The following is a 13,053-nucleotide window of genomic DNA, read 5'->3' as shown; positions in this document are numbered from 1 at the left end:
TATTTGTTAGATCAGTGCAGGATCTGGCTCAGGAACAGCTTGGTGCGTTCATGCTGCGGGTTGTCGAAGAACTCGGCCGGCGAATTCTGCTCAACGATCTGGCCCTGATCCATAAAGATCACGCGGTTTGCGACCTGACGGGCAAAGCCCATTTCGTGCGTTACGCAGATCATCGTCATGCCTTCGGCAGCAAGGCTCACCATTGTATCAAGCACTTCCTTGACCATTTCCGGATCAAGTGCCGAGGTCGGCTCATCGAACAGCATGACTTTCGGGCTCATGCAGAGCGCGCGGGCAATTGCCACACGCTGCTGCTGACCGCCTGAAAGCTGACCCGGATACTTGTTGGCCTGCTCTGGAATTTTCACGCGTGCCAGATAGTGCATCGCGATTTCTTCCGCCTGCTTCTTTGGCATTTTACGAACCCAGATCGGTGCGAGCGTGCAGTTCTCCAAAATGGTCAGATGCGGGAAGAGGTTGAAGTGCTGGAACACCATGCCGACTTCGCGGCGCACTTCGTCGATCTTCTTGAGATCATTGGTGAGCTCAATACCATCAACAATGATCTGGCCCTTCTGGTGTTCTTCCAGACGATTAACGCAACGGATCATGGTTGACTTGCCGGAACCCGAAGGACCAGCAACGACGATGCGTTCGCCACGCATAACCTTCAAGTTGATGTCACGCAGAACGTGGAACTCGCCGTACCACTTGTGCATGTTCTTGATCTCGATGGCCACATCGGTCTTCGAGATTTCAAGTTTAGAACGATCAATTTGGAGTTGTTCAGCTGTGTTTGTCATAGCATCACCCGTGAGCAATCATGACATGACGCACAGTGGTATAGTCCTCAAGTGCGTAGATAGACATGTCTTTGCCGTAACCGGATTGTTTCAAACCACCATGCGGCATTTCATTGGTCAGCATGAAATGTGTATTAATCCAGGTGCAGCCATATTGCAGGTGCGCTGCAGCTTTAAGGCCCTTGCTGATGTCTTTGGTCCAGACGGAAGACGCCAGGCCATAATCACTGTCATTGGCCCACGAAATCGCCTGTTCCTCGTCGACAAAGCGCGTCACCGAAACCACTGGACCAAAGACTTCACGCCGGACAATCTCATCGTCCTGCAACGCTCCGGCAACCACAGTCGGTTCAAAGAAGAAGCCCTTCTCTCCAGAAGGCTTACCGCCTGCGGTTATTTCGATATGTGTGTTCTCACGAGCCCGTGCAACAAAGCTATCTACACGATCACGTTGGCGACGCGATATAAGCGGTCCCATCTCATTTTGTGCGTCATCATCGAGATTGAAACGAATGCTGGAAACAGCACCTGATAAATCCGCAACAAGGCGATCGTAGATCCGCGCGTCGGCATAGATACGACAGGCAGCTGTGCAATCCTGACCGGCATTATAGAATCCGAATGTTTTGATGCCTTCGACGACCGCATCAATATCGGCATCTGCCATAACAATCACGGGCGCCTTGCCTCCCAATTCAAGATGCGTCCGCTTCACTGACTTTGCTGCTGCCTGCAAAACCTTCTTACCGGTTGCAACATCGCCTGTAATGGAAACCATGTTGATTGACGGGTGATTGATAAGAGCGTTTCCGACAGTTTCTCCGCGCCCAAGTACGACGTTCACGACGCCCGATGGCAGAATATCGGCCATCACTTTAGCCATTTTCAATGCAGTCAAAGGCGTCTGTTCTGATGGCTTGAAAACAGCTGTGTTGCCACCAGCAATAGCCGGAGCAAGCTTCCAGGCCATCATCATTAATGGATAGTTCCAAGGAGCAATCGATCCAACAATCCCCACAGGATCGCGGCGAATCATGGACGTATGTCCGGCGAGATATTCAGCAGCAATCGGCCCCTGCATGTTACGGACAGCACCTGCGAAATAGCGATAGCAATCAATAACTGCAGGTATTTCGTCACTCAAGACTGCATGATACGGTTTACCGCAATTCAATGCTTCGAGTGCAGCAAAGCCCTCAGCATCTCTTTCGACTGCGTCTGCAATTTTAAGCAGATAACCCGAGCGTTCCGCAGGCGTTGTACGAGACCAGGATTGAAATGCTTTTTCCGCGGCCTCTACAGCCTTGTCGACTTGTCCCAATGATGCTTCAGCCAAATGCAGAACAACATCTCCGGTTTTTGGATTGAGAACAAGTTCCTCATGTTCTGTTCCCAGTTCAAACTGGGAGCCGATAAGCATTTCTGAGTCCATTACATTCTCCGGAGAAATTACGTCTGTTTCCGTTGTTTATTCTTGACATGACGTCTAAGAGGCTACGAAAAGCAGAACTTATCTGAGCTGGATATAAAACCGCGCACGACCTCGCCTGCTCCACTGGCTGAGAATGGAGGATGAAATCGATCCGGGTTTGGGATTATCGCAGAACTTGTCTGAGCAGCGATGAAGACGTCTAGATGCAGCTCACAACATTAGCTGATCAAGGCACATGAAACATGTTCGCATTACTCTCTCCATTTTGCCGTTTTCGACTTTTCGTTCCTTGGAGATGAAGTTATCTGAACGAAAAACATTCGCAAATTCATTTACTAGAAAGCAGGTATCGGTTTTTCCGATTGATGTAGCAAGCCCACATCTTAAAGCCGACTCTATTAAAGAAATTTCAGTTTAGAACAGCAGTTTAATTGAATTCTTTTTCTCACAGACCGTGTTAGCGTTGCCTTCCAGAACGCGCTGCTTCTGCAATTCCAATAAAATCGCGAGCGGATTGAGGAAGACTCGAGCCTTTTCGCCATACCATTCCAATCTGCACGATTGGCAGAGAACCAGATACATCTCGGCTTTCGATACGGTCCCCTTCAAGCGACCAGGGGCGATAGACGAGATCAGGTAGCAGGGCTACACCAGCGCCGGTTGCCACCAAACTACGCACTGCTTCAACAGAACGGGTTCTGAAGGCCACATGCGGCCTCGCCCCAAGCGCTGCGAGAAGCTTTCCAGTATTTTCCTCGATTTCATCGACAGTGAGCATGATCAAAGGCTCTTTGGCCACATCGTCAATTGATATTCCGTCAACCGATACAAGCGAGTGCCCTAACGGCAACCACAACCGATAAGGCGATGTTTCGAGAATTTCGGCATGAAGCGCCATTCGATCCCGAAGACTTGAGATAACCACAACCGCTACATCGAGTTCACCGCCAATAAGTAGGTGTTCCAGATAAGAACCGTTGTCTTCAATTGCACTCACTTCCACATCAGGAAACGCTCTGCGATAGCGCGCCAGCAGATCAGACAGAACATAGCCCGCAACCAGTGATGTGACGCCGAGATGCAGTGTTCTTTTTTCAGTCACCTGCTTGCTTGAAAATGAGCGTCTTGCGTCAGAGACATCAGCCAATATTTTGGTCGCATGGCGCATAAACTGATGGCCATTGTGAGTAACGATCAAGCCACGCGGATGACGCTCAAACAAGGTAACGTTGAGATCAGCTTCAAGTTCTTTGATCGCCTCTGTGATAGACGATTGGGAAATTGATAGCGATTGCGCGGCACGCGTAACAGAACCCTGCTCGGCACATGCGATGAAATAGCGTAACTGCCTAAGCGTGAACATTTCTCTGCAACCGGTATTCTGGAAATCGCATTAAGATCGAGCCATTTAGTGGTTAGTAAGCCTCTCATAACGATTATTTGCTTACAATGACACTAGATATCGACTTCTCAAGAGTCGAAAAATCAGGGGCCTCACGCGCTTTCTTATCAACGATCAGATGTGAAATTTCCTTGATGGCGCAGAACACAGAACGGGCTGGCGCACCGATTTTGGAATGATCGGCCAGTATGATGGTTTTTGCTGAATTGCGCACCATAGCACGCGCTATTTCCGCGCCTTGGATAAAATGGTTCATAGCACCGAGCTCCGGGTCAATACCTCATGGGGCTAATAGAGCCACATCTGCTCGATAGCGATGAATATCATTGATCGCGGATGCGCCCCAAGTTTCCAGAGGATCTTGACGAACATCACCGGATAGCAAATGGACTTCATAACGGTGATAAGTATTGCTTTCTCGCCCAGAGAACAGGCGCGCTACGTCGATTGAATTGGTCAGGATATTGAGGCCAGAAAGACCGCGATGGTTAGCCTTAAATCGACGGCAGGCAGGAAGAATTATCCCTCGTTTACCCATCAGAAGGCACGTTTATGACGCCGGAGTTTGCCGGCTTGTTCAAGAATGCGCCAAGTGGAGAAAATGCTAAAAAGGCGCTCGACAGTTTGCTTTCCAAGGAAGCGCAAATAGAACTATTGAAGGTCGCGTTCCGTCGCCCAAGCCGCAACGATATCAAAGTATCTGAATTCGTTGAACTGCCTGAACTTGTCGACGTAAAGGTCTTCACACTTGACGAGGCTGATGCTGCCAAAAACCGCGACGACTTTCTAGCTAATTGGGCAAAACTTCCCAAAGCAGGTGACGTTCCGCAATAACTATGCATTGGTCAACTTAAATACAAGAAACATCGACTCTCCCGCACTCAGACGTGCCTGAAAAATAGCGGGAGAGTGGCGAGGCTTTGACTATCCAGACACATCTTTAGTAACGATCTAGATCGCCTTGACTAGTTAACTGAAACGTTGTGACTTGCCAAAGAACAACAAATCGACACCCAGAGAATTCCTCTAAGAGACATTTATCATTCTGTTTTGACGCTGTTTTTTATCGCAAGTACAAAACCGGCATGTATGTTAGCCCTGTAAGCTAAGATTAGCTAACGGTCTGCGCTTGATGCTTAGAACCCCACACTAAATCTCGCATTAACTCCATTCTGCACAGCGCCCGTACCAAACTGACCATTATAGGAGATCCCTATTTTAGCAGCGTCGTTGAGCGGAATGTCAAAGCCAGCCTCCAACAGCGCAAAGTCTTTGGCGATCGGCGACCCTGACACACTAAAGTCATCCGACCCAACAAAACTAGCTGCCGATATAGGCGTTACATCCCCAAAGGCGTGGCGCCAGCCGATATCCCCACGCGCGGTGAACGGAACATTACCAATATCAAAGTCAGTAGAAGCACGGAATCCCAAAGTACTGAAACTGGTGTTGGTTGTTTCTGAGTTAACTGAGAGTGCCGCCGCAGTGAGACCGTCTTCACCAAACCCATCGCTCCTAAATCGCACAAAGGCAAGATTAGCATAGGGTTCAAGGAGTGATCGATTCACTTTCATCTGGTAGCCCAACTCCCCGAAAATCTGCAGAGTGGAAGCATCGTAATCACTGCTTAGACTGTCTGTTACCCCGGGAAAAGCTATGCTGCGGTTCATTGAAATATTATGCCATGTATATGCTAGACCTGAGCGTAAATTCAGCGCTGCATTATCGGAAATCGACCACTGTGAGCCCGCATAGGCTCCAAGGGTATAATTATCACTATTTCCGGACGAAGACCGATCATTCACCCGGAAACTTGAGCGGCTATATTCAGCCAAAACACCAATGCGCCAAGTATCGAGAACAGCTGCATCGACACCGCTCGCAAAACCGCCAACGGATGACTTTAGATCGCCGGTGTTTTTGTTTCCGTCCAGAACGCCCCAGGCTCCAAAAGCATATCCCCATGCAGAATAAGGCGTCTGTGGAACGGCAGGAGTTCTTGGTGCAGCCTGTTCAATAGCCTGCGACGAAGCAGGCTTAGGCACTGGAAAAAATGGCAGCTGCTCTATTGGGGCAGCTACGCGCGCCCCGAAAGCTTGCTGCAGGCGACTATTCATGGCCCCGCGAACAAACTGAGACTGATCAATCAAAACACTGGCAGTTGACGCATAGACCTCGCCGGAAAGACTGTCGAAGCTGCCGCGTGCTTCGTCTGCTGATAGCATCAGAAGATCATTGTAGAGTTCCAGCGAAGCGCCAGATTGGACAAGCGTATCCAAGGCTGACGCCGTTGCATATTGATTGGAAGTGCCAGCTACCCTCTTGAAGAGCGGCCGGGGTTCGGGTGTGCCGGGGTCTGTTCCGCCATTATTGAGCGCGATCGTCAGATCAACGCTGTTGGGATTATAGCTCAATCCAAAATTCAAGAATGCTGAACGAGACACAGCATTGGAGAACTCTCCACTTACGCCAACGTCCGCATTCAAGACCCGATAGGTTTGGCCATTTTGGTAACTGGTTTCTGGGTCAATTGCCGTGACGTATAAATTACTACCAGCAATAGTAGCCGTTCCTGTTACGTTAACAAGATCGGTTGATCCATCACCAGCAATCTCCACTCCAAGATTGCCACCTGTGGCAAGGTTGAGATTACCATTGATATTCATTGTACCGATTGAATTACCGGCAGCAAGTGTTCCACCAGACGATATGTTGACCGCTGATCCGGCACCCGAACCAATAGAACCCGATCCGCCGAGTGTTGCCCCACTCAGGACGGCAATATTTCCACCAAGCTTTCCAGCCCCCAGGCTGTTGCCGACAAGCATCGTACCATTTTTGACCGTCGTGTTACCTGCAAAGGCGGAACTATCACCGGTTAACAGCAGTGTTCCGGTACCTGCCTGAATAATCTCGCCCGTTCCGTTATAAGCGCCGCGCCATGTCAAGGTATTGGAACGGTCATAAATGAGTGTTCCATCATTGGTTATAGTACCAGGGAAGTTGGTACCACCAATCAGACCAGTCGTCCCGCCATTACCCAGCTGCAACGTGCTACCGTTAGCGATTTGAACATTGCCGCTCGAACTGCTGGTTCCAGTCAGAATGAGCTTTCCTGTTCCCAGTTGTTCAAACGATCCTGGACCAGTGACAATTCCTGCATAAGTGATTTCATCAGCACGATTAAAGGATAATGTACCATAATTGGTTACATTACTTACAATTGATCCCGTTGATCCACCATCACCGATCTCAAGACGTGCACCCGCCGAAATGCCTGCTCCGCCGGTAAAACTGTTTTGGCCCGACAGAACCTGTGTTCCGCTGCTAATGTTAATGCCACCAGTGCCTGAAATATTTCCGCTGAATGTACTTGCCGCGTTGCTGATAAGCAAAGATCGGCCACCAAGAACGACTGTACCCGTGCCAGAAAGATTGTTGATCTGGGCCGAAGCAGCCGCGGACACGTCTAGTATTCCGTTCACAACGACTGCGGATGAAGCGTTAATTCGACCCTGTCCTGAGAGCGCCAGTGTTCCACCACGGATTGTCGTTGTGCCACTATAAGTATTCATACCCGTGAGCGTAAGCGTTCCTGTACCATTCTTGATGAGATAACCTGTTCCGGTTATCTTGGAACCGATTGTCATCGCATCAGTAAAATCGGCGCCAATCCACGATGTTTTCGTGTTAAAGTGGATTTCTGCGGCATTGATAGTACCTGAGAGCTCGCCTTGGCCAATGCTAAGAACGCCTGTCGCTTCGCGGTCACCAAATATGTTGCCTAGTTCAAGAGGGTTCGTCCCGCCGACATTAATTGTGCCGCCATTATTCAGAAGAAGAACGCCATCGCCCCACCCTCCGACAACAAACCTATTGTCCACATTATTGGGCTGACTGAGATTGACAGTCAGCACCGCGTCTCCTCCAGAGACCGTAAGAGACCCTTGATTTCGACCATCGGCTACAAAGAGCCTATCGGTTACAACATGACCACCTGCTTTAATAATCATAGAGCCTCGTGGATCGCCCGCAAGGCTACTGGTCGAAATAGAAATAATATCCGACACTCTGAGTGAGCCGCCCTCGACTACAAGCTCGTTACCTTGATTGATAGTAACCTTGTCGGCAAATGCTTGTGTTCCAGTGGCAATCGCGGTCAGATTCCCACGAGAAGGATCACCAAGGAATGCCCAAATCGTGGAATCCGGTATGCCACCAGTCCAATTCAATGGGTTGGACCAGTCAGAGTTTACTCCGCCCTTCCAGACTGATTGAGGTACTGGCTCGGCTTGGGAGTGTGACGGCTCAATCCCCGACAAGATAGCGGCTGTACATAACAGAAATGCCGAGCGGCGAGCGACGCATTTGACAGTCGCACTCCTGTTAGACGATTTTGTGCGCACGGAAGCGCTAGCTGCGTTGTGCAGTTCAAACAAGAGAATCCCCCCGGCTCTTCAGAGCCCCGATATCATAACCGCCGCCAGTTATTTTACGCTTGAGATTACAAGTTAGCGCTAATACGTCAACAACTTTCGGTGGAGTTTCAAACGTATTTTCTTGCCGGTTGTGGGGATATTTCGTTCATTAACCCAATTAAGTCCGATATATTTTCAAGTTCGCTGGTTCAAAAGAACGCTTCGAATAGAACCAAACGCAATCTCACATTCTTACGCCCAGATTCTTTGCTATTCATGATCAACGCATTGTAGGCGATTGACGTCCTGCAACAGTATTTAGGTAACGTGAATACGCCAATCTCGAAACGAATAGTCATCGCACTTCCAAATAAGAGCTTCACGATTTCATAAGGCGGCCTTTCATTACTACTCCGCTGCTTTAAAATGCTCGATGAACGGGGATTATCGATAGATATCGTAATTGTCTTCAGTCGCGGGATTGTTGCGGCTTCGTGCATAACCATGTCCGGCATAAGTTGCGGCGGCGATGATTCCGGGAGAGAGGCAATCGCCGATGCGTTCAACCGTTTCCAGACCATGATCGGCCCATTGGTCTCTCATGGCGATGAGGTCATGCCATAGTTGATCTATTGGTATGCGTGACGTGACCGGAACCAGTGTGGCACAGTCGATTGTGCGGGTTTTACCGGAATAAGAACAGGCAATGTCGAGCGTATCTTTTGTACGTCCGGCAAGCTGGTGCAGCGGGACAATTTCAATACCCTTTTCGATCAGGCGGCGCTGCACACGGCTTTGTTCGAGCGTGTGTTCGGTCCAGGGCGCGACAATTGGGGCGGGGGTAACGAAAGTCACAGCACGTCCTGATGAGGCGATAAGCTCGGCCAGAACACTCGCCATATAGTACCGATCATCATCGAACACGACGACCGGGCCATCATTCGTGAGTGCGCTCACACCGTTTTCGAGCAGCGCATTGACGCCAATTGTTGCGCCTTCAGCAAGATAATCGAGTGGATCGCGATGGGCGCGACCCATGCCATCGTTACGCCAGCGTGCCCCTGTGGCAATCGCTACATGCGGGATGCCATAGGATAGAATGTCTTCTGCGCTAAGCTGACTATCGAGATAGAGTTGTGCATTGGGTGCCTGCTGCAATTGGCCAATTCGCCAGTCGCGCACGCGGCCCCATGCGGCAAGGCCGGGTAGGCGGCATTCCTGCGCAACGCGACCACCCCATTCTTGTGCCGCATCGGCCAGCATCACATCGGCACCGCGTTGCGCCATGGCACGCGCTGCTTCAAGCCCGGTCGGACCGCCGCCTACGATGAGCACGGATTGCTGGTCTTCAAGAGTTGGGATGATTTCCGGATGCCAGCCTTTGCGCCATTCTTCGCCAATGGTTGGATTCTGAGTGCAGCGCATTGGCGCGACCGTGTTATCGCTTGCCGTGCAGATATTGCAGCCAATGCATTCGCGGATATCGTCAATGCGGCCATCGCGGATTTTTGCTGGCAGGAAAGGATCGGCAATTGATGGGCGCGCTGCGCCGATCATATCGAAAATGCCTTTCTTGATCGCGCGAACCATCGCATCGGGCGAGGTATAGCGCCCTACACCGACAACCGGTTTCGAGGTGAGCTTTTTCACAAACGAAACGTAGTCTTCCTGAAAGCCTTCCTGCGAGAAGCGTGAGGTCTGGCTGTCATTCGACCAGTTGGAGAGATTTACATCCCAAAGATCGGGTTCATCGGCGAGAGCGGCAATCACGTCGCGGCCCTCACCATCATGGGTCAGGCCGTCCGCGCCTAAAAATTCCTCGACCGCAAAGCGCACTGCAATCGCACATTTGTCGCCAACGGCATCGCGGGTGTCGGCAATCACTTCACGAAAAAGACGAAGGCGATTTTCAAAGCTGCCGCCATACTCATCGGTGCGTTTGTTATAACGTTTCAGCAAAAAATGCTGTAGCAGGGTCATGTCGTGACCGGCATAGACATAGATGATGTCAAAGCCCGCGTGCTTTGCGCGCAATGCGGCATCGCGATGCCATTTGCGGAATTGCACAATGTCACTTTTATCCATTGCGCGGGCCTGCACTGGGTCTTCCACATCGACCATAATGTCGGATGGTCCGAGCGGCGAAAGCCGCGTCAGGCGGTTGGCGATGTGGATGCCATTATGCACCAACTGAATGGCTGCGAGGCTGCCATGCTCATGCACGGCGTCAGTCAACTGGATAAGGCGCGGAATATCCTTATCGTCCCATAGCCTGCCCTGATTGGACGGGGTGATATCGGAGGTCGGGTGGATCTCCGTTTCTTGCGTGGCGATGACGCCCCAGCCGCCTTCTGCTTTCATACGGCGCATATGGCGGTCGGCGTCGGGGTAGCGATGGCCCATGCCGCTGCAATGCGGTACCTGATAAAAACGGTTGGGCGCTGTGACCGGGCCGATTTTAATGGGTTCGAACAGAATATCGTAACGTGGGTCGCGCATGGGCATAGTTCCATTGTTCCGGAAAGTGGCCGCTTGAGCCTGTCTTTTCCGGTTAGATTTGAAATGGTGTTTCTGTGTTAGACCGTGTCGGTATTAGTGGTTATCTCAAACCCCTTTAACCGGTATGCGGCGCTCGATCCGGCCCATGCCAAGCACAAGAATGCATGTCAGTGCGAGATAGATTGCGGCCAGTAGGAAAAGCGGTTCATAGGTCAGAAGCGTATCCTGCCGCACCTTGGTCATGACGCCGTAAATATCGATAACGGTGATTGTCGCGACGAGCGGCGTTGCCTTGAGATGCAGTACGGTTTCGCCAACGAGCGTTGGTAGGGCGCGATAGAATGCGCGCGGAAACCAGATGCGGTGGAAGATTTTGAAACGCCCCATGCCGAAGGCACGTCCGGCTTGTATTTCGCCAGAAGGGACGCCTGCAAATGCGCCGCGCATGACCTCGCCTTCATAAGCTGCGAAGGACATGGTGAGCGCAAAGAGACCGTAGGGCCATGCTTCACGCAAATAAGGCCAGAGGAATGACGAGCGTATTCCGGGGATCATCGGGAAGAGCGAACCCAGCCCATAATAGAGCAGCCAGAGCTGCAACAGGAGAGGTGTGCCGCGAAACACGGTGCAGAATATGGTCGCGGGTGCTTTGAGCCACCAAGGCCCGGTGACCTGCACGATGCCGAGCGGAACAGCCAGCATAAAGCCGATAATGACACTGCCAAACAGCATGAACAGGGTGACGCCAATGCCGGATATGATGCGTGGCATATAGCGCGGTATCCAGTCCCATTCGCCCATATAGACGGCAAGGCCAATGGCTATGACAAGCAATGCCAGTAATACAATACGGTGAGGCTGGAGCCAGTCACGGAGAGCCGGGAAACGTGGTGTTGTTGCGCTTATATCCATCTCATCGTGCCTCCGGGAAACCGCGTTTGAAATGGCGCTCAACAGCGCGCAGGAACGCGGTCGAAATCAGTGTGATGCCGAGATAGATCGCGCCTGCGGTCAGGAAAAACAGCATATAGGCCTTGGTCGCACCTGCCGCCTGACGTGTGACGAGTGTGAGTTCGGTAAAACCAACAACAGCAAGAAGGGCAGTGTCTTTTGTTGCGATCAGCCACAAATTGGAGAGGCCCGGAATGGCAAAAGGCAGCATGGCTGGCAAGGTAATGCGATGCATGACTTTTATAGGTGACATGCCGAATGCGCGACCGGCTTCGATCTGGCCGGGGGCGATGGCGAGGATGGCACCGCGAATAACTTCCGTGGCATAGGCACCCTGAACCAGGCCGATCACGATGATGCCAGCGACAAGGCCGCTGACATCGACCGATCCATAGCCAAGCTTGGCCATGATTGTGTTGAGGAATTGTGTGCCAGCATAATAAAGGATCAGAAGCAGGACCAGCTCGGGGATGCCGCGAACGACGGTGGTGTAAACTGTGAGCAGATCTTTTATGACAGGACTGCCATAGAGTTTCCCTGCTGCCCCGCAAACGCCAAGCAGCAACCCAAGCAGATAACCGCAGACGGCTATTTGCAAGGTATTCAGCAGACCGAAGAACAGCGCACGCCCCCAACCCGGTGGGTCATAGGCAAGCAGGCTCCAGTCGACGATTGCGGGGAAGACAGAGTTCATGTGAACAGCCTTGAAACGAACTTACTGGCCAAAAACGTCGAAGGTGAAATACTTCTTCGCCACGCGATCATATTCACCGTTTTCACGAATGGTCTTGATCGCGACATTGAGCTTTTCGCGCAGATCGTCTTCGCCCTTGCGGACGGCAACCCCAACGCCCTGACCGAGAATGCCTACGTCGTCAGCCGGTGTGCCTTTGCTTTCGCAGCAGGATTTGCCGACATCTGTATTGAGGAAGTCGCTTAGCGCGCTGCTGTCGGCCATGACCGCATCGAGACGTCCGGCTGCGAGGTCGTTATTGGCTTCGTCTTGCGTCTGATATTCTTTCAGCGTTGCGCCCTTTGGCACAAAATACTTATCGACATAGGCCTGATGGGTCGTGGAAACCTGAACGCCGATCGCTTTGTCCGCCATGCCTTCCGGCGTGATGTCGAACTTCGCATCTTTGGCTGTGATGATCATTGGCGGGATCTTGTAATATTTGTCGGAGAAATCGACGCGCTTCTTGCGTTCGTCGGTGATTGACATGGAACCCATGATCATATCGACCTTGCCGCTGGTCAGAGCCGGAATAATACCATCCCATGCAATCGGCACGGTTTCGCATTTCAACCCTGCTGCTTCACAAACGACATCGGCGAGTTCGATTTCAAAGCCTTGCCATTTGCCCGATGCGTCCGGATAATACATTGGTGGATAAGGCTCTGCGCCAAATGCAACCTTCATCGTCTGTGCTTGTGCGGCGGGTGCCAGTGCCGTCGCGGCTAAGAATGCTACCGCACACGCCTTGATTATTGCCTTCATGATTTCCTCCGTTTTGTTGTTCCATAGTGTCCGCAATCTTGGTGTTGCGG

10 protein-coding genes are annotated in these 13,053 nt (G+C 51.4%); 1 reads left to right on the top strand and 9 read right to left on the bottom strand.

All coding sequences use genetic code 11. The features are described 5' to 3' along the window. Window positions 1-11: 11 nt before the first annotated feature. The 4 genes from CEV34_RS21275 to CEV34_RS21260 all read right to left on the bottom strand — a co-directional run bounded on the left by CEV34_RS21275 (window position 12) and on the right by CEV34_RS21260 (window position 3,914). Window positions 12-803, bottom strand: coding sequence for an amino acid ABC transporter ATP-binding protein (locus tag CEV34_RS21275; RefSeq protein ID WP_064322540.1), 792 nt, complete (start codon window positions 801-803; stop codon window positions 12-14). A gap of 4 nt (window positions 804-807) precedes the next feature. Beyond that, window positions 808-2,235, bottom strand: a complete 1,428-nt coding sequence (locus CEV34_RS21270; RefSeq protein WP_007879874.1) for a gamma-aminobutyraldehyde dehydrogenase — start codon at window positions 2,233-2,235, stop codon at window positions 808-810. A 457-nt stretch (window positions 2,236-2,692) separates the two neighbouring features. Continuing rightward, a complete protein-coding gene (locus CEV34_RS21265; protein ID WP_007879876.1) occupies window positions 2,693-3,598 on the bottom strand; it encodes a LysR family transcriptional regulator in 906 nt (301 codons plus the stop codon). Window positions 3,599-3,671: 73 nt separating this feature from the next. Further along, window positions 3,672-3,914, bottom strand: a complete 243-nt coding sequence (locus tag CEV34_RS21260) for a DeoR/GlpR family DNA-binding transcription regulator (RefSeq protein ID WP_268877859.1) — start codon at window positions 3,912-3,914, stop codon at window positions 3,672-3,674. A 275-nt stretch (window positions 3,915-4,189) separates the two neighbouring features. Between CEV34_RS21260 and CEV34_RS21255 the strand changes: the two genes are divergently transcribed. Next, complete coding sequence (locus tag CEV34_RS21255; protein ID WP_007879880.1) at window positions 4,190-4,471, top strand: type 2 periplasmic-binding domain-containing protein; 282 nt, start codon at window positions 4,190-4,192, stop codon at window positions 4,469-4,471. Window positions 4,472-4,773: 302 nt separating this feature from the next. Here CEV34_RS21255 and CEV34_RS21250 read toward each other — a convergent pair whose 3' ends face one another. The 5 genes from CEV34_RS21250 to CEV34_RS21230 form a co-directional block, all read right to left on the bottom strand. Further along, complete coding sequence (locus CEV34_RS21250; protein WP_235819145.1) at window positions 4,774-7,869, bottom strand: autotransporter outer membrane beta-barrel domain-containing protein; 3,096 nt, start codon at window positions 7,867-7,869, stop codon at window positions 4,774-4,776. Window positions 7,870-8,499: 630 nt separating this feature from the next. Then, window positions 8,500-10,560 (bottom strand): oxidoreductase, encoded by a 2,061-nt coding sequence (locus CEV34_RS21245; RefSeq protein ID WP_094544468.1) that lies wholly within the window; start codon window positions 10,558-10,560, stop codon window positions 8,500-8,502. A 99-nt stretch (window positions 10,561-10,659) separates the two neighbouring features. Continuing rightward, window positions 10,660-11,466: an ABC transporter permease gene (locus tag CEV34_RS21240; protein WP_007879888.1), complete on the bottom strand. Its 807-nt coding sequence runs from the start codon at window positions 11,464-11,466 to the stop codon at window positions 10,660-10,662. A 1-nt stretch (window position 11,467) separates the two neighbouring features. Then, the gene (locus CEV34_RS21235) at window positions 11,468-12,199 is read right to left on the bottom strand and encodes an ABC transporter permease (protein ID WP_007879890.1); all 732 of its coding nucleotides are present in this window, start codon (window positions 12,197-12,199) and stop codon (window positions 11,468-11,470) included. A gap of 21 nt (window positions 12,200-12,220) precedes the next feature. Beyond that, window positions 12,221-13,003 carry a transporter substrate-binding domain-containing protein gene (locus CEV34_RS21230; RefSeq protein ID WP_007879892.1) on the bottom strand — a complete coding sequence of 261 codons (783 nt, stop codon included), beginning with the start codon at window positions 13,001-13,003 and terminating at the stop codon, window positions 12,221-12,223. Between the last annotated feature and the right edge of the window lie 50 nt (window positions 13,004-13,053).

This window comes from Brucella pseudogrignonensis (assembly GCF_002252525.1).
GTDB classification, from domain to species: domain Bacteria; phylum Pseudomonadota; class Alphaproteobacteria; order Rhizobiales; family Rhizobiaceae; genus Brucella; species Brucella pseudogrignonensis.
The sequence above is the reverse complement of the archived record's forward strand: the minus strand, read 5'-3'. Positions and strand labels throughout refer to the sequence as shown.

What these genes read in the sequence shown, in the direction of transcription:
- CEV34_RS21230 (WP_007879892.1), bottom strand. Translation starts at nt 13,003, where the DNA reads ATGAAGGCAATAATCAAGGCGTGTGCGGTAGCATTCTTAGCCGCGACG.
- CEV34_RS21255 (WP_007879880.1), top strand. Translation starts at nt 4,190, where the DNA reads ATGACGCCGGAGTTTGCCGGCTTGTTCAAGAATGCGCCAAGTGGAGAA.
- CEV34_RS21240 (WP_007879888.1), bottom strand. Translation starts at nt 11,466, where the DNA reads ATGGATATAAGCGCAACAACACCACGTTTCCCGGCTCTCCGTGACTGG.
- CEV34_RS21235 (WP_007879890.1), bottom strand. Translation starts at nt 12,199, where the DNA reads ATGAACTCTGTCTTCCCCGCAATCGTCGACTGGAGCCTGCTTGCCTAT.
- CEV34_RS21265 (WP_007879876.1), bottom strand. Translation starts at nt 3,598, where the DNA reads ATGTTCACGCTTAGGCAGTTACGCTATTTCATCGCATGTGCCGAGCAG.
- CEV34_RS21270 (WP_007879874.1), bottom strand. Translation starts at nt 2,235, where the DNA reads ATGGACTCAGAAATGCTTATCGGCTCCCAGTTTGAACTGGGAACAGAA.
- CEV34_RS21245 (WP_094544468.1), bottom strand. Translation starts at nt 10,560, where the DNA reads ATGCCCATGCGCGACCCACGTTACGATATTCTGTTCGAACCCATTAAA.
- CEV34_RS21275 (WP_064322540.1), bottom strand. Translation starts at nt 803, where the DNA reads ATGACAAACACAGCTGAACAACTCCAAATTGATCGTTCTAAACTTGAA.